18 protein-coding genes are annotated in these 21218 nt (G+C 44.8%); all 18 read right to left on the minus strand.

Annotated elements, in window-relative coordinates:
- Positions 1–9 precede the first annotated feature (9 nt).
- Positions 10–318: a hypothetical protein gene (locus FGS84_RS17190; RefSeq protein WP_007868694.1), complete on the minus strand. Its 309-nt coding sequence runs from the start codon at positions 316–318 to the stop codon at positions 10–12.
- A 100-nt stretch (positions 319–418) separates the two neighbouring features.
- Positions 419–1390, minus strand: a complete 972-nt coding sequence (locus FGS84_RS17195) for a hypothetical protein (RefSeq protein WP_138309752.1) — start codon at positions 1388–1390, stop codon at positions 419–421.
- A 17-nt stretch (positions 1391–1407) separates the two neighbouring features.
- Complete coding sequence (locus tag FGS84_RS17200) at positions 1408–2538, minus strand: hypothetical protein (RefSeq protein ID WP_055649099.1); 1131 nt, start codon at positions 2536–2538, stop codon at positions 1408–1410.
- Positions 2539–2558: 20 nt separating this feature from the next.
- The gene (locus tag FGS84_RS17205) at positions 2559–3629 is read right to left on the minus strand and encodes a siphovirus ReqiPepy6 Gp37-like family protein (RefSeq protein ID WP_007868697.1); all 1071 of its coding nucleotides are present in this window, start codon (positions 3627–3629) and stop codon (positions 2559–2561) included.
- A 2-nt stretch (positions 3630–3631) separates the two neighbouring features.
- On the minus strand, positions 3632–4546 hold the full coding sequence (locus tag FGS84_RS17210; protein ID WP_007868698.1) for a phage tail domain-containing protein: 915 nt from the start codon (positions 4544–4546) through the stop codon (positions 3632–3634).
- Entirely contained in the window at positions 4543–11055 is a 6513-nt protein-coding gene (locus FGS84_RS17215; protein ID WP_007868699.1) for a tape measure protein, read from the minus strand. The genes FGS84_RS17210 and FGS84_RS17215 overlap by 4 nt, the downstream gene beginning before the upstream one ends.
- Positions 11052–11429: an HK97 gp10 family phage protein gene (locus FGS84_RS17220; protein ID WP_006780988.1), complete on the minus strand. Its 378-nt coding sequence runs from the start codon at positions 11427–11429 to the stop codon at positions 11052–11054. The genes FGS84_RS17215 and FGS84_RS17220 overlap by 4 nt, the downstream gene beginning before the upstream one ends.
- A 12-nt stretch (positions 11430–11441) precedes the next feature.
- Positions 11442–12446 (minus strand): N-acetylmuramoyl-L-alanine amidase, encoded by a 1005-nt coding sequence (locus tag FGS84_RS17225; protein ID WP_007868708.1) that lies wholly within the window; start codon positions 12444–12446, stop codon positions 11442–11444.
- A 5-nt stretch (positions 12447–12451) separates the two neighbouring features.
- Entirely contained in the window at positions 12452–12952 is a 501-nt protein-coding gene (locus tag FGS84_RS17230) for a hypothetical protein (RefSeq protein ID WP_330417969.1), read from the minus strand.
- A 56-nt stretch (positions 12953–13008) separates the two neighbouring features.
- Positions 13009–13410, minus strand: coding sequence for a hypothetical protein (locus FGS84_RS17235; RefSeq protein ID WP_007868712.1), 402 nt, complete (start codon positions 13408–13410; stop codon positions 13009–13011).
- 61 nt (positions 13411–13471) lie between these two features.
- Complete coding sequence (locus FGS84_RS30930; protein WP_007868714.1) at positions 13472–13612, minus strand: hypothetical protein; 141 nt, start codon at positions 13610–13612, stop codon at positions 13472–13474.
- The gene (locus tag FGS84_RS17240; RefSeq protein ID WP_007868716.1) at positions 13612–14319 is read right to left on the minus strand and encodes a hypothetical protein; all 708 of its coding nucleotides are present in this window, start codon (positions 14317–14319) and stop codon (positions 13612–13614) included. Before FGS84_RS17240 ends, FGS84_RS30930 begins: the two co-directional genes overlap by 1 nt.
- A gap of 337 nt (positions 14320–14656) precedes the next feature.
- A complete protein-coding gene (locus tag FGS84_RS17250) occupies positions 14657–14971 on the minus strand; it encodes a hypothetical protein (RefSeq protein ID WP_007868718.1) in 315 nt (104 codons plus the stop codon).
- Between the two features lie 15 nt (positions 14972–14986).
- Positions 14987–15265 (minus strand): hypothetical protein, encoded by a 279-nt coding sequence (locus FGS84_RS17255; RefSeq protein WP_243130006.1) that lies wholly within the window; start codon positions 15263–15265, stop codon positions 14987–14989.
- 107 nt (positions 15266–15372) lie between these two features.
- Complete coding sequence (locus tag FGS84_RS17260) at positions 15373–17238, minus strand: HK97 family phage prohead protease (protein WP_007868722.1); 1866 nt, start codon at positions 17236–17238, stop codon at positions 15373–15375.
- A gap of 43 nt (positions 17239–17281) precedes the next feature.
- Positions 17282–18112 carry a hypothetical protein gene (locus FGS84_RS17265; RefSeq protein ID WP_007868723.1) on the minus strand — a complete coding sequence of 277 codons (831 nt, stop codon included), beginning with the start codon at positions 18110–18112 and terminating at the stop codon, positions 17282–17284.
- On the minus strand, positions 18112–19452 hold the full coding sequence (locus tag FGS84_RS17270; RefSeq protein ID WP_007868735.1) for a phage portal protein: 1341 nt from the start codon (positions 19450–19452) through the stop codon (positions 18112–18114). The genes FGS84_RS17265 and FGS84_RS17270 overlap by 1 nt, the downstream gene beginning before the upstream one ends.
- A 17-nt stretch (positions 19453–19469) precedes the next feature.
- Positions 19470–21215, minus strand: coding sequence for a terminase TerL endonuclease subunit (locus tag FGS84_RS17275; protein WP_007868738.1), 1746 nt, complete (start codon positions 21213–21215; stop codon positions 19470–19472).
- Positions 21216–21218 lie beyond the last annotated feature (3 nt).

Raw genomic sequence — 21218 nt, forward strand, 5'->3', positions numbered from 1 at the left:
TTCCTCCTTTTATAGTTCGATTTCAGACATCATGGCAACATATTCGATATCTGACTGCATTTTAACAAAGGCCAGCTCTGTTTCTGGAACCTCCCGCAAGACAAACCAATACTTGTCATTGACCTTGGTAATCTGGACAAGTTCCATGTTCATGTGAACTTCATCCTTTTCTCCATCGTTGATTGTTACGATCGAACAATTTCCGTCAAAAACGGACTCATTGATTTCCGATGAAGATATAAAGTTATTACCGTTCAACCTCAAATTATCAAGAACAGTTTCATCGGACAGAGTAATCTTATAAATCTTATCCTCCATTTTGATTCACACCTTTCATTTAGATTTTTCTTTTTTTATAGCACAGATTGTTGTCACCTGTGTACGGTTTTCGTGGGGGCACAGGGCCCCTGGATTCAGACTAACCAATAGCGAAGACCGGACGAACTCCATAAGAGTTCGAAGCGTAGTAGTAGTTCGTAATACCATAGCCGTACACAAAAGCGAAATTAGCCGAAGAAACGATATCTCTGAGCCAGAACGTTGCACGATTTGAGATCATCTTCGGAACCACCGTAAACAAAGCAAGCTGCGTCTTTCCGATCGTATAACGGTTCACAACGACCGTACCATCTCCTGCCGGAGTAAAGACAAGGCTTCCGTACATCATAATTTCATTCGGAAGTTCCAGCGTAGAATCAAACCAAGCACCAGCCGAAGGATATCCATTCGAAACGGCGTTTGTCAGATATTCACGGTGGGTGAGAATCAAGTCACCAAAGGCACTCGCCGCCAACGTTTTCGCCTGCGCCAGATTCTTGGTGTACATTTTAGAACCAACATAGCCGCCGGTTGTGATGTTCGTCTCATTCATCTGTGCGTTGTAAAGAGGTTTATCCGGCATGATAACCAGATGGGGCGTGGTGAAAGCCGTATCGCCGCAATTATACCAGTAATCAAAATCTACGATTCTCCATGTATAGCTGCCGATAGACCAGTAATCTCCAAGGAAAAATCCTTTGAAGGTTCCGTTCTTGATATTTGCCTTCTGGTCGTCTGTAATAACGCTCCCCAGATTTTTTCCTCTGTAAATCATGCGGCGCTGCTCCTTCGGAACAAAAGCGTCCAGAATTGCAAAGAGTGCATCGTCCGCACCAATCGCTTTGTTCCCTGCTGCGGTGCCAATCAATAACTTATCATCCGCAGACAACGTATTGATTTGCGTAAGTTCCGACAGATTGACGCCGGAAATGAAATCCTGAGAACTGGTAAGCCCAATCAAGGATTTAATAAAATCAGTCACCATAATTGTTTTGGTTCCATTGTTACCATCAATCAAGACGATGTTGCTTTCATCTAGTGTCTGGACCTTCTGATAATCCGTAATTTTCATCTCGATATGTCCTCCTTTTACCTAATACAAAAAATAACGCGGCCATCAATTGGCTGTCCGTTGCTATCCAGAATTAAGGAGCTGGAATATGCACGCGCCACAATCGGGTCCACGTTACTATCAATGATAGTTCCTTCTGATGAATCGAGAAGATTATCGTAATTCTCGTATCCATTGTCATAAAGATTGTTGTATACGGTGAATTCCGTCCGAATCCCCTCTACAATTTCTTCAAGAATCGATGTCCTTTTTTGTAACTCTAATATCTGGTTTGCCAGATTTGCTTCTACATCCTTCGAAAGAGTATCCTTCAACTGCTGGAACCACTCATCAAACAATGCCTGAGCATTTTCTCTCCATGCAGCCATTTCAGATGTATTATTGTTTGTGTACTCGTTAAACCAGGTCGCCCATAACTGTTTCCAGTAAGCACTTGTTTCCTGCATATCTGCCGTTTGAGCAGCATACCAGTCGTTCCATTGTTTTTCCCATGCCAGATAAGATTTCTGGATTTCTTCCGTCTGGGTGCTGAACCATTTTGACCACTGGTCTTTCCAGAAAGCATTTGTCGCTTCCATATCAGATGTCTCTTTTTCATAAAATGCATCCCACTGGTCTTTCCACTGAGCAACCAAGGCGTCAATGGACATTTTCTCCAGTGGAGCTGTTACGAACGGACACTCCGATGTACCAACAGCATTGGTGATATTCGCCTGACGGATGGATGTAACGCCAGAATTTACCCGAATATAGGCCAATGGATACTGCCAACGGTCGGTCGTGCTAATCATTGTTGGTTTCGCTGGATTAGTAGCTGGCGTACCTTTGATGATTTTAATCGCATTTGCACGAACAGATTCACGAGCATCTACTTCCAAAACAACCACATCAATCCGATTTAGAATAACTTCCGATTGTGGTACAGTCAAAGGAAGCAAGGCGTCATTCAACGTCCATGTATGATTAAACCAAGCTCGACCAATTCCGACATTCACCATCATGCCAGTAGACTCTTTCACCATCATAGCAGTCCCAACATGCTGCAAAATGCCGTCACGTATGATCCCGTCAAAAATGCTTGACATTTGAATGGCATCGTATCTCCGATCTTTATTCTTTGAGTTATAGAACCCATAAGTGACACTCATTTTTCTTCACCCCTTTCCTGCTATTCTACGGTAACGAATGTCGGATACGAGTCGAGTCCTTCTTTGCTTTGAGAGCGAATGAATTCCGTTACCCGAGCTTTCCCCTCAATTCCGTATTCATTCACAATCTGTACCATATCTCCTAAGAAGAAATCCTCTCCATATCGGTACATCCTCGTTGTTTCAACCTTTCCTTCGAAAGATTTAGTTAAAACATTCTCTGCCAAGTTCTCCAAACCTCTTTGGGAAAGCTGCGCTTTATACTCAGCATCTGTCAGAGTTTCGTTATCTACGGTCGAAGAAACATCTCTGGCATCTGTGTAAAGTTCCCGTCGCTTCAAACCTGTTCCAGCTCCGGACGAGCAAGCCACGGTCGTAGTTCTCCGATCAGCCCCCTCTCCCTCTCCGGCAACCAAAGTGACTGTTTTCAAAGTTTTCTTTGATTCCAGATAATTGGTATTGATCACATTCTCAAATTTAGGAGAGAAAATGACATAGGGATTAGTAAACTGATCGTAGGAACGGTCTGTGCCGGCGTAGAGTTTAAAGACGAATTTGTTATCATCAGATAGTTTGATTCGGAAACCAATATTCTTAGAATCGCATAGCTTTTTTATAGCATCATACAGATTGTCTCCGGTAAACTGCGCGTCTACCGTCAGTCCAGTAATCGCTGGGTCTGTAGAAGCCTCGAATATCAGTCCTTCCACCTTTCGGGAAGCATCAGAAGGATTGATGATGTTCTCATCCAGCAGCTTTTTGATTCCATTTTGAAAGTTTCCGCTCAGAATCGTTTGCTTCCAAATGATGCGGCGTTCCAGAATGGATTCCAATGACCTTCCAGTGACCGTGAAGTGGTTTCCGTTTTCAGCATCAGACTCGATCTTTCTATCCTCGACAATCATAGTCTGGTCAGATTCTTTCAGCCAGAGATAGTAGTCATCTTTCAGGATTTCAAGAACAGAATCGTTGATGCTTGTATATACCTCAAAATCTCCATAGGCGGAAAACCGCTCCGTCCATATCAATGACTCAAAGGTATCAAGCACAGAAAGCATTTTCAGAGAAGTATCCAGAACAATCAATTCCATAACTATGCCCCCTCAAACGCCGTTCTGTTTTCAATCTTAAACTGCACGTTGGTTGTTCCTTCTTCAACCACATAAGCGAAAATATTATCGCCTTTTGATAGCTGAAACCAATCGGAATCTTTGTCAAGGCAGTTTAAAATATTAGTGTAGATACCGTTTCGAAGAAGCGTGATTGATTTATCCCCTTTGATTGTTGAGATAATGATTTCATCGCCAGCAACCATTCCAGAACCAGTTAGCTGCTTTAATTTATCAGTATCAATACGCATTACCTCTCTCGTCCCGGTATTGTAAATCGTGATGTTTCTCACATTTCCAATGGCATGGATGGTAATCACAACCCCGATCTCGGCATCACCGGAGTAATATACCGTCTGCTCGGTTTCATTCTTAATCTCGCCAAATTCAATCAAGGACTCGGTTAAAGATTCATTCGAAAAAGCGAACTCAAACAGAGGTTCCACTCCATAGAAGATAGTGGTATTAGTTCCATCCGGACCAGCAGAATAAAAATAAGGATCAGGACACACGATTGAAATCTGCGTCGTCTCATCGCTGCTGAAAATATCTGGTTCATTTGATTCCACATAACCATAAGTCTCACAAATACGATTATCAGTCTCTATGAGAAGTGTTACTTTCTTCTTTATCGGAAAGTATTTGTAGGAGTCATGTCTTGTGTCTTCAATCTGAGGATTAAACATCAGTTTCAGAGACATAACGATATTTCTGGAATTTACTCTTGCCGAGTTATACAGCGATCCGTCATTCGTAGAGATTTCGGTCGTGTTAATATCTGCCTTGCTCGGTCCCAATCCGCTGATAGATTGAACAGCGAACCCGGATTCCTCCGGGAACGCTAATTCAAATCTTTTTGATTCGCCCAAGTAATTAGTTACAGTTACTGCTCTAATCATGTGTTACCCACCAGCCCTTTCATCGCCGAAAATTGATTCTTTGTCTGCCGATAAATATCAATTCTCGACAGAGCTTTAGGCGAATAATTATTTTGCGTGAATTGATAGGTATTTCCCGTAGGAGAACTTTCTCCATTTTGAACTTCCATTTCAGAAACACGATCATTCATCCCAGTGCTGACAGATAATGCCTGATTTCTGCTAAACAAAGTATTCAGCCTTCCGGTCCCTGCTTCTACAGCGGATAGGTCAAGAACCGGTCGAATGGTGGGCTGAACATCCATGTCTGCATCTACATAGTCTGCAATCTTGGAAATGATGTCATTCAGTCCATCGATAGAAGATCTGGCAATTTCCCGTCCAGCCTTTCCAGCCTTGGAAACATTGTCAATCAACGCATTTATGAAGCCGACTCCTGCAAAGTTACCGATTCCATAAAAGCGTTTAGAAGGAGAATGCTCGTCCAATTCGTCTTCCGCTGCTTCAGCGGCTGCGGCTGCCATAGCTCTTGCTTTTGCTTCTGCTTTCCAGGTATTTTCGCTGATACCATCACAGAAACCATCGACCAAGTATGAACCGGCAGATTTGAACTGACTATAATAGTCTTTGATGGCAGTTACAGAGCCACTCAGCGTAGTTGTAAAAGCTGTTCGGAGTTCACTATCTTTGCTTCTCACACCGGCGATAAACTTAACCATGCACTCTCTACCAGTCGAGGTAAACTCCGCATATTTATTTTTAATCACCGTAAGACAAGCGCTGATAATGTTTGTAAACGCCAGCCTCGCACTACTGTCCTGCGATCTGACGCCGGCAATAAGCTTCACCATCGTCTGGGTTCCAGTTGACGTAAATTCCCCGTACTTATTTCGTATTGCAGTCAAACAACCGCTAACGATATTGGTAAAGGTTGTTCTGGAAGAACTATCCTGAGACCGTACACCGGCGATAAACTTAACCATAAGTGTAGAGCCACTGGTTTGGAACTCTCCCTGTTTCCCATTGATTGCCGTCAGCACAGCCTGAACCAGCGTAGTGAATGTCGTTGTCAGTTCGGATTTCTTCGCATTTGCGCCATTGATGAAGGATGACAACATACTTGAAGCTGCGGCTGTTACTTTCGATTCTGCATTATTGAATGCATTGATAAATCCGGTTACACCGGTTTCGCCAAGCGTTGTCAACGCAGAGCTGAAGGAAGTCATACCGCTTGTATCCAGACCAACCATCCCATTTGCCATACTGACAAGCCGGTTTGTCTGGGTAATCACTCCGGACAACAACGTCGTATCAATACCACTGATGCTGTTGTAATAATTACTGAAATGAGAACCGAACGAAGCCATATCGCTACCGAAGCTGGAAAGTGTCATATCATCGGAGAACCATCCGCCTTCTTTTGGAAGACTTTTCTGAAGCTCAACAATGGATGTAGCAGCATTAGTTGTAGTGGTAACGATGTTCGCATCCACATCTTTCATATAGTCGGAATATTGTGCGAAGCTCTTACCAAAGGAGACCAAACTTGTGCCAAAAGCAGCAATATCATTGTCTCCGGTAAACCAACTCACCAATCCACCTGTATTCGGTAACGTATTCGCCAACTCAACCACTGCTTTGCCAGCCGTTGCGGAGTTCGTAACGGCCTCCACATCAATGCCCGCAATCGCATCAGAGTAGGATTTCATCGCTCTGCCAAATGGCACCAACTTCTCCCCGAACGTGTCCATGTCGTTCTCTCCGGTAAAGAAGCCCACGACACCGCCACTGTTGGGAACAGTATTTGCCAATTCGATTAAAGCCTTTCCCGCAGTAGCAGATTCCACGATTACATTCGCATCCAAACCTCTTACCGCCTGAGAGAACAGCATCATCGCCTCGCCGAACGGTACAAGCTGCTCGCCAAACGCATCCATATCATTTTCGCCAGCAAAGAAACCTACCACGCCTCCAGAATTCGGAATTGTGGTTGCCATTTCAGCCATAGCCTTTCCTGCGGTAGCAGCATTCGTTACGGTATCTGCATCTAGTCCTCTTACGGCATTTGCAAACCCCATCATTGCTTCGCCAAATGGAATAAGCTGGGCGCCGAAAGCACTCATATCGTTCTCACCCGTAAAGAAGCCGATGACTCCTCCGGAATTCGGAAGGGTTGCCACCATCTCCGCAAGTGTCCTTCCCGCCGTAGCCGCATTTGCCACCAATTCCCCGTCCATACCAGCAATGGCAATAGAGAAATCTCGCATCGCTTCACCAAATGGAACGAGTTGAGTAGCAAAGTCGCTCAGAGAAGATCCTCCTGTAATCCAGGAAGTCAATCCGTTCAAAATATCGGCAGCGGTCAGAATAAGAATTGTTTCTGCCAATGCTTTTACGCCATCCAGCATAGAAGGATTAAGCTGTGTAGCACCTTCGATAAATGGCTGCACATTCGTCATAAACGCAGAAAGATCTGAACCAATTTGAGGGAATTGACTTGAAACTCCAGACATGAAACCGCCGACAATTCCGCCAACAAATTGACCGATAGCCGTACCAATTCCCTGCAATAGATTTCCGCCCTCACCGATAAGCCATTCCAATCCCGGAATCTGAGCCAAGGCACCGACAGCCGCCAGAACCAATGCCAACTCTGCAATGACTGCTCCCATCCCGAGAACGCCAAGCATGGCTCCTGGTACCAACGATGCCACTGCACTAAGAGCAAGCATGATTGCTGAAAGCAAACCAATTCCAGCGATTCCTTTGATGAGTACATTTACGTCAATACCACTCAAAGCATCGATTACGCCATCAAAGAAAGCCATCAGCAGCTCCACACCGGCTACAATCAGTTCTGGCAATTTTGTCGTGATAGCCTGGATAATTCCGATCAGAATATCGAATAACTGCTCTACGATGATCGGCGTATGCTCAACCAGAGCCGAAAGCACACTGTCAACCAAGACAAATAGTCCGTCCACGACTGCTGGAACAGCCGTAACCAAAGCCTCAACTGCTGCAAGTACCAATACTGTAAATGCCTCGGCAATAGCCGGTCCCCCATTTGCAATTACTCCTGCGAGAGAAAGGATTCCTTCGCCTATCGCTTCAAACAGCAATGGAATCAGACTGAGAATACTGGATACCGCCACTACAAGGGATGCCGCTCCCGCTGCTCCGGATACTGCCAGAGCAGAAAGTCCAGTGGAAAATGCGAGAATACCAGCACCTGCGGCCAGACATCCTACTCCCAATACGGCAATAGCGGCTGAAAGTCCTAAAATAGCCGGAGTCAATGGTCCTAATGCCACTCCTGCAACACCGAGAACGGTGAAAGAGCCGGCCAGTGCCACCAACCCTTTGGCGATGCTCTCCCAAGACATATTCCCCAATGACTTGAGAACCGGGGTAAATATCGCCAATGCAGCGGACACGGTAAGAACCGCTGCCGCACCCGGAAGTGCAGTTTTCATTGCGTTGAGTGCCACAACAAGAATGGTCATGGAACCTGCAAGGGTTACCAGTCCTCTGGCAATTTCATCCCAAGACATTCCGCCCATATTTCGAACTGCTTCGCCAATAATGAGTAATGCTGCACCGACCTCCACCATTCCAGTCGCTTTCGACATCATTCCTTTTGGAAGTAGATTCATCGCAACCGTTACAGCAGCCATAGAACCAGCCATTGTGGTAAGACCTCGTCCAATCTCCCCCCATGTCAAGTTCCCCATCTTTTCCACTGCTTCCCCAAACACGAGCATAGCCGCCCCAAGAATTGTCATTGCTGTAGCGGTAGAAATCACATGCTTCGCATTGGCTGTCACTTTGGTGAATACCGCCAGTTCGGTAAGAACCACCGCAACCGCAGATAATCCCTTCAAAAGAGTGGAAATATCCAAAGCACCAAATGCTCCAACCGCATTCGCCAGAATATTGATGGACGCCGCAAGAAGAACCAAACCAGTTCCTTTCAGAACACCCATCCCATCCAAATCCGTAGCTTTCAGGAACAACGCCAGTTCGGTGCAAAGAACGCCGACTCCAATCAGACCTTTCGCCAAAGAGCCTACATCCAACGCTCCCAAATCTTCAACTGCTCCTACAAGCACTCGAATCGCTGCTGCAAATACTACTAAACCAGCAGAACCTTTTATCAACCCCTTCGATGTTTTGGAAAGAGCTGTCGCAGATGCTACCAGAATAGCGGATAACCCGGCAACGCCAACCAATCCTTTCAGAAGCTCATCCCAATCCAAACCGGATAATTTCTGAACTGCGCCTGCAAGAATAAGAACAGCGGTAGACATCCCAATCATCGCAATGGTCAACTGTCCCATTCCTTTGATTGCCGCTCCGTTCATTATCTTTTCAAAGATGGCCATTGAACCAAGCAGTTCGACGAACAGAACACTCAAAGCTCCCAAGGACGCATTCAGCTTTTCGGAATCAACCAGGGATAACGCCACAATCGCTGCGGTCAGGATTGCCATAGCTCCGGCAATCTTCAGAAGAGTGCCAGCTTTCAGACTTGACTGCCATGCTTCAAGACTCCCCTTAACTCCATCCAAAATATCTTTGAATGAACCAAGAATTCCGCCGCCGTTTTCGGTGATTTCCGATAGAGAGTCAATAAACTTTTTCACCCCGATTAGAATTGCAGAAAACAATCCGGTATTGATTAAATCCAAAATTGGGTCAAAACTTGCGGTATCAAATGCTGTGAGAATTGCTTCCCCAAGGTTTCCAAACGCATTTGCGACAATGGAACCCAGCTTCAATAAAACAGGCGCTGCCTTCTCGACAATCCCAATAATTCCTTCAAATGCCTTCTTTACCAGTTCGCCTAATTTTACAAACGGTTCAAACCGAGTCTGTACCTTATCCGCAAAATTATCGAGACCACTGGTATCAACATTCGCAAACTCGCTGAACGCATCGGCAACTGTTTTTACAAAAGTCTTTATTCCATCCGCAATTGGTTTCAGGAAATTCCCGATTCCTTCGATAGCTTTGTTAAAGGCATCGGACGATTTAATAGCTTCATCGATACTAACAATGAAATCTCCAATGCTGGCCGTAAACCCGAGAATTCCATCTCCGGCCGGAGCCACATAACCAATCAGATCTGCAAATCCACCAACAAGCGCTTTGACACCTTGAAGTCCAATATCAAATAAAGCGAATACCCCTTTGAATGTTCTCTTCAGGTTATTCGCTGTTTCTTCGCCCATTTTGAATTTTTCGGTAAGTTCCTGTAATCCTACAGTGAGATTGTAAAGCTGTTCTCCGGTCATCGGCGGAAAGACTTCTCTAAACGCTTCTTTAACTGGCTTTATAATGCTTAAAACACCCTCGAAAGCATTCCTTACCGCTTCAATCAACGCAGTTCGTCCGCCAAGATCTTTCCAATCCTGCAACATCTTATTTCTCGCTTCGGCAGAAGCATTTACCATGTTGCCAAGGGCGTTGCTAACCTCAGTTAAAAGTTCTTTTGCCTCTTCGAAATCACCAATGATGATTTCCCAACTCTGAGTCCAACCAGACTGAACCGATTCTTTCAGGGTGTCCCATAACTGCGTGAATGTCTTTACCTTGGTAGCTGCATCCAATGCTGTCTGAGCCAGTTTTGTAATCTCTTTAGCTTGTTCTTCGGTATATCCCTGAGCGATAAGATCTGCTTCTGAGTAAGCTCCAGACAACTGTGTCAGAGTTTCGGTCAACACCTCTGTTGTCAGCCATCCACCTTCGGTCAGAGAAGCTCTGAATGAACCATACTGTTCAATCATCGCATCCATGTTGGTTCCGAAATGTTCTGCGGTTCGAGTTAAGGCGTCTTGAAATAGCTGACCGCCCATTCCCGCATTTACAACGGAATTCCAGTCTTGCAAACTAACCTTGCCCGCTGCAATCGCCTGCGAAAGCTGATACATAGCGGTACTGGCCTGATAAGCATTAGAACCCGAAGCTGCTGCTAAGTTGGCAATACCTTTGATTGATGTTACTGATTTATCCAAGTCAACACCGGCAGCTGTGAAAGTGCCAATGTTACGGGTCATTTCCGTAAAATTGTAAATCGTCTGATCAGCGTATTTGTTCAACTCATCAAGAGCAGCATTTACCTGGTCAATGGTTGTCCCCTTGCTCTGTGTATTAGCAAGAATGGTCTGAACTGCATTGATCTGTGTTTCATACTCCTGAAATCCAGTCTTAATTGGATCGATTGTCAGTGCAGAAACAATATTTTTACCAGCATTTAACGCTGAATTTGTGATGTTCGCCAGAGCCGTAACTGCCATGACTTCCAACGCCGAAAACCGCATCTTTACGGTTTCGACCGCATTGGAAAGCGGAGTCATATTGCAATTTTTTGCTGCGGCATTAACGTCATCCAATCCTTTGGAGGCACCTTTTAAGTTTAAGCTTTTTTCGAGCTTTTCAATTGAAGATATACTGGTCTGAACATTCTGCTCAAACTGTTTGTTATCGAATCGCATTTCAACGACTCTTTCATCAATCGTCTTACTCATAGCTTAGTAACCTCCTTCCATGCGTTATTTGCAATTTCGTCAAAAATAGGCTGGATAGCAGGATTGATGTAATCTCGCCCCTGTACCCAGCCGCCGTTTCGAGTTCCGTGTCCATACTGCAAAATAACAGCGATTGGAACTCCATTTTGAACATTCGAATTATGAAATGAAATTGTAACCGAACCTTTTCGATTCTCAATTTCGTAATACCAGGAATTCGCCGTCTCCCCAGAATCCACTGGTGTTGCAGACGCAAGGGCGGCTACTCCCTCTTTACCAAACTTGTCCAGGTCTCCGATGTGAACCGCTTCTTTTGCTCTCTCCAGAAAGCGTGTCAACTTGGAGAAGTCACCCTTTTGTCTGAAACTTATCATCGTGCGTCCTCTTTAAATTCGAGTTGCGTAATCCAGTGAGATCCATCCTGCTCCGGATTTCAACTTACCCCATCCAGCATCAGAACCAGCACCGGTTTTAACCTCGACGATGGTGTAGACTCCTTTCGGACAGAAACCATTGGTTCCGTAATTCGTTCCAGGACCTTTACGGATATACAGATCGGAAATGTCCACCTGAACCAGAAAATTTCCAGAAGGCTTCTCTACTGATCCACCAGAATCAGAAGAAGCTGCGCCTTTATAGGTACAGTAAGCTTCATGAACGCTGATCCATCCTGCTCCGGATTTCAACCTACCCCAGTAACCGTTCTGAATTTCGGTAATCGTGTAAGTACCTCGGTCAGTAATCATCCCATTGGTTCCGTAATTCGTCCCAGGGCCTTTGCGAATATTCAAATCACCGATGTTGACTTTGTAAAGTCCAGTTTTGTAGGTTTTCTGGACGCTGTCAGTCGTACTTCCGCCAAGCTGAGCAGTTACCCGATTTGCAAGATTCCCCAGCCTGGAATACAGCCAATCCCCAGGACAAGATTTGTTGGCAAACCACCGATGAACCGTAAGGATCATCTCGTTTGATTTGGGACTGTAGTTCAGAGATTTGTCCTTGTCGCCAAACCAAAGGAGTTTTGTCTTACCATTTCTCCGGCAGATATCAACGCACAGAGCAACCAACTTTTCATATACCGCATTTGTCATGGCATACGGATCGGTCATATCACTGGCACACTCAATCGTCACAGCCCGCTGGTCATTCGCGTTACTGGAAGAGCACCAGCTTCTGTTTGCCTCATCCACGCAAAGAACCACACGTCCGTCACTACCAATTCCATAGTTGCAAGAAGCCTGTACGTTACTACTGTCAAAACAGCCCCCAATAGATTCTGCTGAAAGCTGACCGACTACACAATGCGGAGTGATCCGGTCAATTGAATGCGTCCTAGCTCCGCTATGGTTTGGACTTTTTACTGTACAATTCACCAAGCTGCTATTACTCATAGTAATCACCCTTTCGTATTCCACTTCTTTTTGCGGGCCGCATTTAATGCCGCATTCCGTTTCATAATTTCTCTGCGGCTATGTTTCTTCGGCGGCCTGCTCTTCACATCGCATACTCTTATCAAAGTGAACAGTTTATTGAGATGCCATTTCTGACATTCAAATGGAATGTTTAAAGCTATCATCCAGTAATAAACGAGTTCTGCCGTAATCTGCTCTCTGCTCCCCTGCGTTTTTTTCTCCTCGAAAAACCGGGTGGCGGTCATAGGAAGAGCAATATACCGATTGACCTCATTGATATTGCTGTTCGTCAGATAGTTATAAACTTCCGGGTTCACGTTCTGTGTAAGAGTCATACATTTTACATAATCGATGGTTTCTTCCAAAGTTTTTTCCTGCTTCGTCAGAAACGGCTTATTCCATCTCGATTCCCATTTTGAAAGAGAAACAAGAGAATGCTCCAATTGCAAGGTCTGAGCCTTTGTGTAAACAAACTCTTGCTTCACCTCCTCCCAGAATTCCGTGGATGGTATTGTGATTCGGAGCATCTCTCACCTCTCCTTTAATTCTGAGTGTTTGCTGCGATTGCAGGAACTGTGGCAGAATTGCCGATGTTCATCACCGCATTCACAAAGTCTGCTGCTGCCTTGTCATTCGTAACCAGTTCCTCAAAGAGAACCTCATAAGCAGGAGATTCCATAAAGGATCTGGAAATCTCCTCAGACTTCATAAAGCGACGGCCATCTTCACTCTTGACACCGTAAGCTTTCGTAATGAGATCTTCAAAGAATTCCATAATCTGGCCGCCATCAGCACCGGCGCCAATACTCTTGAGCTGTACATCATAGCCACCCTTCACGCTTGTCTGCATCTTGACAATTTCCGGCTTTGACAGGTGGAAATAGAAATCCTCTTTTCTTTCGACACCATTCAGATCGATATAGGGAATGGTTTTCTTCAGCATAATTTTTTCTCCTTTCAAATAAAAAGAAGCCCCGCACATTGAATACGAGGCTTCCTATACGTTATTCTTCAACATAACCATTGACATACTTCAGAGTGCCTGTCACTTCATCATCAGCAACAACCACCTCACTCTGCAATTCATTCACTGCTTTTCCAAATAAAACAGCCTCTCCGTCTTCAGGCTTAACAGAAAGGCTCATTAAGGGAGGTCTTCAGCAGCCAGAAGCTCAATCACTTCATCAGGAAACGGCAGTCTGGGATCAACGCCATCGTTACCCTCTGGAGTAGTCGGGTCTTTACCATACAGGATTTCTTCCAGAGCTGCCAGCTTCTTCGCATCAATCTTAGTAGAATCCAGTGTAAGGATTGCGGTAGGTTTCAGCTTCTTACCATCGATTATCTTCGCAATCTCCGCCGGAGTCGTGCTGAATTCCCAGGACAGAGCGATTGCCTCCGGGCTGTCATTCACAGTGGTATAGCCTTTCTCAGAAACAGAGGCAAGGCAATTATAAACAAGATGCAGCTTATAACCATAGTCATTGGAATCTACATCATTGCCAAGAATAGTGCGATAAGAAAGTCCAAACTGCTTCCTGCTCTGCTGGCCTGCAAAGACACCAGGAGCGACTTCAACGGAACCGTCACACTCCGCAAATTCATCCGGAGAAGTATAAGCCTCAATCGTTCCGCCGAAATCCTCTGCGGACATCAGGTTCAGATACTTGATGTTATCCGCATAGATCGGGGAGGGCTCCGCCCCGGAAGGGCTCTCTGTCACCGCGCTCAGACCGTTCCAAGCAACACCTTTGTTATACTGTCCACCAGTCTGAATCGGGTAGAGAACACCATGATCAACACCAGTTTCGTAGAGGCGTTCCCCAACTTTATCCCAAATAAGCTTACTCATTGAATTATTCCTCCAATCTTAGAAATACACATTAAAAATGTAGTGATTCAGGTTATCTTTTTTGAAATGCCGGTCAAACCGGCTCATCGGTAAATTCGTTACTTTCTGCACCAAGGATGTATCCGGATCTTTATCAATAACGGTAACGGCATATCTTCGATTAGATAAATATACCCCGTCGTTTGCATATGTCTTGTCTACATCATCAAGGCTATATACAATAGCGGGGTAATTCATCTTAATAGATTCCGGAGGCTGAAAATAACATCGGCACTGTTCACCTTCTATCGGGCAAGATAAAATCTCGCACAACAGTTTATGAAACAGGATTCGTCGATCAGTCATTATACACACCTCCTACCGTCAGAATCAGACGCGGATACTGTACTTCAACACTGGAAATCTTCCACTTCGCTCCCATGAACTCGACATACCGCATTGCGTGAAAATTCTGATAAGCAAAAGGATCGGCCACGATGCTGATCTCATTGGAAATGTTGATATCGTCATTGAGTTTATTGGAAGTCTGATACCGACTGGTATTCCGAATCAAATCGCCGAAATACTCTCGCTCAGTAATTTCCCCGTCCCAAACACCCGGACGAACGTCCTTTGATATTGCATAGCCGATTTTCCCAAAAAACTTTGCCATTTTGAATTCTCTCCTTTACTCTGTCTCCAAAGTCAATCCAATAAGCCCATAAGTCTTCGTAGTGGAATTTTCTCCATTGTCTACCGTCACCTTAATGCTCTGAGTATCCTTATTCTTAATAAGGAGTACAATGTTCATGTCGTCATCAAGCGTAACCGGTCCTTTGGTACCACCTACGAGTTCAACGGTCGCAACTGCATCTTTGGAATCAGCATCAACTTTCAAAGCAAGATAGTTTCCTTCCTGCTCAGAAGTATTACTGCTAAATCCCGTGTATCCAGTAACATGCTTCAATGTACCGGTAATCTCAGACTCTCTGATAGCAATATTCTCCTGTAACGAATTTACCGTTTTCCCGAACAGATTGGCTTCTCCATCTTCGGGACTAACGGAGAAGCTGATTAAGGGTTTACCGTTACGTCCTCTTCAATCGCAATGGCGGAGTACACTCTGGTCAGAGCGCCGGAGCATCTGGTTTCCAGAAGGGACTTCTCCTGGTTAAAGTCGATATCAAACTGCGTGAAGTGAGTAACTTCGCCGCCTTTCGTAGCACCCAGAGAGTAGTCATTCAGGTTCGTGATGATGGCAAGCAGCTTCTTGGTCTTGCTGTCGTCCGTCTTACGAGTCTTGCCTTCGAACTGCTCGGCCGTATGGATTTCCCCAACATTCAGAGCAGAAGCCAGCTCTGATTTAGAGCTATAAATGCGGCGGCCGTTCATATCACGAGCCAGGAGCATTACATTGAGCATGTGAGGAGTGATGTACATATCGGGAGTGCCAGTACCCTTATAATCCTCTCTTGCATACAAAACCGCATTGATCATTGCTTCAGCGTAAATATAGTTCTCGCCAAAGTTCACGCCGGTATTAGTACCCTGAAGTTCCTTTTTTGCGGCGGCAACATCCAAATCTGCATGAATGGTATACAGGTCATCATCGGTCCAGATAGGTCTGATCTTATCCGGATCGATCTTACCCTCATCACCATCATCACGACCGTCCCCCAGCATCATCGCAATAGCCAGCTCTTCATTGAGCATCAGGCGGTCGATGTCATACAGATACTTTACATAATCGAAATCCGTGATATCGACAATGTCGTCGCGATGCAGAGCATTCTTCACATAAACGGTCTGCGGATCGGTGGTTCTGCGTACCAACTTGAAATTTCCGGCCTGCTTCTTCTCTTTTCCTTTCTTGTAGCCCCTGGCGCGAAGTGTATCAATACCGCGAATATCGGTCTGGCTGGTTCTGATTCTGGAAATCGGGCTCTTATGTACTTTCTTCATCACATTAGTAATCCAGCCCTGGTCATTGGTAATGAGTTCGGGAGCCCCCGGACGCACTTCCTGATATTCCGGGAACAGACTCGTCACATTTCCGTCGCCGGTCTGAACAAATCCGCCGCTGACAGCATCATGCTGAAGACCGTTCTGCTCCGCATAAAGCTGAAGCGCTGTCTGGAAAGTACCAACCTGGCTGGTCTTCGCCGCCTTGATGATGTCTTCCTGTGCGGAATGCGTCAGAAAGCCACCGGTTTCGTTTTTCTTATCGTTGTCAAACACATTATGCTTCATCTCGGTATTTCCTCCTTTAGAATCGTCATCATTTTTATCTTCAGGCTTATCGGTTTCCCCAATAGCCTGTCCGATCATTGCATAAACCACATTTTTCTGCTTTTCATTGAGGGTATTAAATACCTGCTCAATTGTCTCGTCAACTTCCTCAGGTTTTTCTTCAGAAGTCTTATCTTCCTTAGATTTGGATTTCTCCTCCGTCTTCTTTTCCTCGGATTTGTCATCCTCCTCGGCGGAATGATAAATCATAATGTTCTCGTCATATCCAATAATGGTACGGTCTTCTGAAGTCTCACCGTGAGCCATAACAGAATCAATGAAAGCTCCCGGATTAGCTCCAGCCAGAACAAGGCTCAGTTCGTAGATAACGCCATGCATCACATTCGCTCCGGCCTGTTTAAGCTGACCGGCACAAATAGAAAGTGAACGAACATCTCCGTGCTTAACTAGCTTCTTCGCTGCCTGTCCGGATTCACTGTCATTGAAACTACAGTAGGCATAAACGCCCTCATCACGATTTTCCAGTACCCCATGACCGAGTACACGATTGGGATCGGAATGATTATGTCCCCAAATTAGTGGAACAGTTTGTCCATTCTGGTTCTTAAACGCATCCCTTTTGATGGTACGGCCATCGGTGCAAAGAAGATCGTTTCTAGTGGCCCAACCACTAAAATCGTATTTCTCCATTTTGAAAATCACTCCTTCTATCAGTATTGTGCGAAAGCCATTGCTACTTCCTCCGTTTCCTCTTCTTTACCGCTTTATATTCGGAAGCTATCTTGTCAAACTCTTGCTGATAAAGATCTTCATAAGTGGCATCAAGATTTTCTTTTGCCGCTTTATAAGCTTCCCTTGCGGCGGTAACGGCAGCCTTTAACTCTGTACTAACTTTTTCTCTTTCCGATTTAGCATTCGCAGAATTATCAGCCCTTTCTTCTTTGGTGTCCTCGGTAATTCGCTTCTTCTTAAGACTTGCGGAAGTTCTCACCTCTTCCTTTTCAGCTTTCGCCTGCTCACTCACCTTAGATTTATCCTCGCTGGCATCATCACGAAGCTTTGCAATTTTCTCATTTCGCTCCGCTACTCGCTTTACCCTTTCCTCTTTGGATAACCCGGATGGAATTTCTATCGCCATTAAGCGTTCGATCTCAGTATTCTTCTTTTCATCGATACGCTCTTTCTGGTCTTCTGCTTCTTCTCCAATATCCTCCAAATCAGATTTTTTACGGGAGTCAACCCTACTCCTTCTCGACGAAGATTCCTCGGTAAGCTGAGTATTCAGTTCCTTTAATTTAGCCGAGATCTGCTCTCGGGTCGCCTTGGCCTTTGCTCTCAGCTCAGCAATTTTTTGTTTCCGTTTTTCCTGTTCTTCTTTTACCTTTTCCTTCTTCTCACCAGAAATCTCATTTTTTGTATAAGCCCAGACTTTCTTTCCCTCATCGTTAAGCTTCGTTGTGGAACGACGCCCTTTGAGTTCTCTGGTTCTCATATAATATTCATGAGCTTTCACCGGGTCGTAATAAGGAGATGCATAGTGTTGAAGAGGCTCGTTAATATCCATTAGGTCTCCTCCTCATCATCCGAAAGATAGCTTCCTATAATTTCATCAATCTCCTTTTCAAGACCGTCAAGCAGCTCGTTTATGATACTGTCATAATCGGCTCCGGCATCACTTTCATTGGATTCGACATCAGAACTACCGTTTGAAGGATCAGATTTGGCCTCACTGATATTGCTGTTCTTCAGCGCATCAGCTTTTGGATCATCAGACGGTTTCATACCAATAATCTGGCGAATTTCGTTTGATGTCATAATCTCATTTCTTGTGAATTTGTCAGCAATTTCTGACAGATCAGCTACTGGTACAAGTTTGAAGGGGTCACGGAAGAACAGAATCGATTGCTTTTGAGACCTGGCTGTTTTAGTAAGGAACTTACGTTTCATTTCGTCAACGATTGCTGAAATGATCGGCTCAATAGTACGGTTGTAGTAATTCAGCATGGTCTTCTCGTCTGCGGAACCATCCAATATACTCTGAGTGATACCTAACTGGCTGTATAGCATACTCGTTAGATATTCAATCTGCTTCATCAGATTATTTTCCACAGAACGATTCAACTGTGTGATTCGCTCCGTACCATCGGTATACGCAATACCATATTTAGAACCGGCCAACTGACGCTCAATCTCGACACGCCTCTTCTCAGCCTGTTGACGCCTTGCTTCTGTTTTTATCACATAGGGAAGCTGGATAATTAAATCGAGTTTTCCTGAACTGCTCTGCTCATCAACAACGTCCAATAAATTCAGTTTTCTTATCAAACGCTGCATCGTTGAGTTTGGCTCATTCATCACCGCATAAAGCGGATTTTCAATAATGGCGACCGTATCTTTTGGAACTACAATGTCTTCCTTTAATCCAGTCCGCTCATTATAAACTCTTGCTTTGATATGATTCGGAAACCATTCCAGAATCTTCCCGGTTCGCATTGACTCGATTTTATAGGAGCCTGTAGTGTCAGGGTCATCATCCGTATCCACCGGGATAATCGCCACACATCCCTCATCGAGCATTGACAAAACCACATCCTGAAGGAAAGCCCGCCCAGTCTGGTCAATGTTGGCTGATAAATTCAGACAATCATTTAGCCCCGAAGAAATTTTTTCAAGAAATCTTTCGGAGTCGTCCAGACGGACATGTTGAATGTTAATTGAAGCGCAATCCAATGCGATTCGATTATATACAGAGGTAACGATAGATCTTTCATTTCCTCTTGTGAGTCTTGGACGGTCGGGCCTGTACGAATATCCAACCCCTATGTCCCGATAGAAACCTGTTGGGTCTCTATTTAAAAAAGCATTCCAGGCATGTTTAATCCTGGAACCGATTGAAACTTCCATTTTGAAATCGTCACCTCCTATTCAAAAGCATCTCTGTTCAGCTTGAAAGCAACAAACGCATCCATCATAGCTGCCACAGCATCAATCTTTGCGTCATATCGCTTTTTCAGCAATTTACGATTTCCATTCGTATCTTCCATAACGATACAGTTCCCCATTGCAAAGGTCATAAGTTCTTCATCAAACAAAAGCATCCGCTCCTCAGAAAGTTTCTTTAACTCTCCCAAAGGAACGGATTCTGTCTTAGCACCCTGTATTACCTTTTCGATTCCAAACGGACCATTTTCAGAAGACCATCGCTCAATGAACTCCTTTGCGTTGTACGGGTCATACCCCAAGCAACGAACGTCATAGCCAAATTCTGTGATATGGTTATCCAAATCTTCATAGACTTCCATCATATCCAAAACGGTTCCCTCTAGGACAATCAGGCTTCCTTCATCCATGAATTGGTCGTATTTAATTCTCATTGCTGCCGGAAGTTTCATCAGAGTCGATGAAGAAATGTAGTTCCTGGTTTTAACTCCAAAGGAACCATTCGATAACGGGAAAAGGAACGTAAAAGCACAGAAGTCATCCCCCTGCGACAAATCAATTCCCAAAGAGCAGGGCATCTGCCAATAGCTTCTCTTCTTATGAGGAAGAGTTTCTTCATATGTGAAGTAATAGGTGTAGCCCTCCATCGGCAATCCAAATCTCTTAGCCAAGATATCGTTTCTGGCCGCCGGAGACTTCTCTGCTCTTTCCACATCGAGCTGATAGGTCTCATAGCTTACCGTTTTACCGATATTGGGATTCGCCTTCAACCACATGTCTGGATTTCCAACTTCATCAATGGAATCAAGCTTATACCACCAAATGGAAACATGTGGATTGACATATTCTCCTTTAAGAATGTCCATCAACTCCATTTTGATTGTATCGCCTGCTCCATTTCTCACTGTTCCCTCTGAACTCGTGGCAACAATGATATAGTCATCCAATTTCGATGCTCCTTGCTCTAAAGCGCCCACCACATCTTCCCTGGTATCACCGGACAGCCACTCATCCACTGTAGAAATCTTAGGTCGTAATCCCTGAAGCTTTGCGATGGACATTGGCCGCACTTCCAAAAGCGAACCTGTGAGAAAATTCTCAATACCCTTTTTGGTGGAGGCCAATTTCATTCTCTTTGCTTTAGAACCAGTCGTATTCTGCAAAGAGCCCTCTGTCAGAAACCGGAACAATGGACCTCTCGACCTTGTAATCGCAGTGCGAAAAGGTGACATTACTTCATCCGCCTGTTTCATGGTAGGAGCTGTCGTGACTTGATGAGTCGTGGATGTGTCGATATTCAGCCCATAGGAATGAACACAGGTGTCATACAAAGATTTAGCAGCTCCTCGCCCAATGATAAGATATTGTTTCTTCGTCAGACGCTGCTTGATTCTTTTATTCACATATCGGCCGCCATGTCCGTCAGAACTTGGCTCCCACACACTTCGTTCGACGAAGTAGTACCATCCATAAAGCTGCTCACCCCACAATTTAAACGAGTCCAGCAAATTCAAATCAGAACCGTCCGTCAATGTTAGTTCTGATTCGCAATAGGCAATCCATCCTTCGACGGCCTGGTCATCATAGTAAATACCAGGATTGGCTATTAGGTCGTCAATTCTGTTCATCTCCATAGAGATTTCTTTACAAACCGGTATCTCTCCCCTGATTACGGCATCCCGAAACATGCCGTAGTATTTGGGAACGGCAGTGTTTGATAATGCCATAAT

The sequence above is a fragment of the Clostridium sp. 1001271st1 H5 genome, assembly GCF_005845215.1.
Taxonomy (GTDB): Bacteria; Bacillota; Clostridia; order Lachnospirales; family Lachnospiraceae; genus Enterocloster.

Bases quoted from the DNA above. Each gene is read 5' to 3' on its own strand.
- FGS84_RS17250 (WP_007868718.1), bottom strand. From the start codon at position 14,971: ATGGCAAAGTTTTTTGGGAAAATCGGCTATGCAATATCAAAGGACGTT.
- FGS84_RS17240 (WP_007868716.1), bottom strand. From the start codon at position 14,319: ATGAGTAAGCTTATTTGGGATAAAGTTGGGGAACGCCTCTACGAAACT.
- FGS84_RS17225 (WP_007868708.1), bottom strand. From the start codon at position 12,446: ATGAGTAATAGCAGCTTGGTGAATTGTACAGTAAAAAGTCCAAACCAT.
- FGS84_RS17275 (WP_007868738.1), bottom strand. From the start codon at position 21,215: ATGGCATTATCAAACACTGCCGTTCCCAAATACTACGGCATGTTTCGG.
- FGS84_RS17220 (WP_006780988.1), bottom strand. From the start codon at position 11,429: ATGATAAGTTTCAGACAAAAGGGTGACTTCTCCAAGTTGACACGCTTT.
- FGS84_RS17190 (WP_007868694.1), bottom strand. From the start codon at position 318: ATGGAGGATAAGATTTATAAGATTACTCTGTCCGATGAAACTGTTCTT.
- FGS84_RS17200 (WP_055649099.1), bottom strand. From the start codon at position 2,538: ATGAGTGTCACTTATGGGTTCTATAACTCAAAGAATAAAGATCGGAGA.
- FGS84_RS17270 (WP_007868735.1), bottom strand. From the start codon at position 19,452: ATGGAAGTTTCAATCGGTTCCAGGATTAAACATGCCTGGAATGCTTTT.
- FGS84_RS17195 (WP_138309752.1), bottom strand. From the start codon at position 1,390: ATGAAAATTACGGATTATCAGAAGGTCCAGACACTAGATGAAAGCAAC.
- FGS84_RS17205 (WP_007868697.1), bottom strand. From the start codon at position 3,629: ATGGAATTGATTGTTCTGGATACTTCTCTGAAAATGCTTTCTGTGCTT.
- FGS84_RS30930 (WP_007868714.1), bottom strand. From the start codon at position 13,612: ATGAGCCTTTCTGTTAAGCCTGAAGACGGAGAGGCTGTTTTATTTGGA.
- FGS84_RS17210 (WP_007868698.1), bottom strand. From the start codon at position 4,546: ATGATTAGAGCAGTAACTGTAACTAATTACTTGGGCGAATCAAAAAGA.
- FGS84_RS17265 (WP_007868723.1), bottom strand. From the start codon at position 18,112: ATGGATATTAACGAGCCTCTTCAACACTATGCATCTCCTTATTACGAC.
- FGS84_RS17235 (WP_007868712.1), bottom strand. From the start codon at position 13,410: ATGCTGAAGAAAACCATTCCCTATATCGATCTGAATGGTGTCGAAAGA.
- FGS84_RS17260 (WP_007868722.1), bottom strand. From the start codon at position 17,238: ATGGAGAAATACGATTTTAGTGGTTGGGCCACTAGAAACGATCTTCTT.
- FGS84_RS17215 (WP_007868699.1), bottom strand. From the start codon at position 11,055: ATGAGTAAGACGATTGATGAAAGAGTCGTTGAAATGCGATTCGATAAC.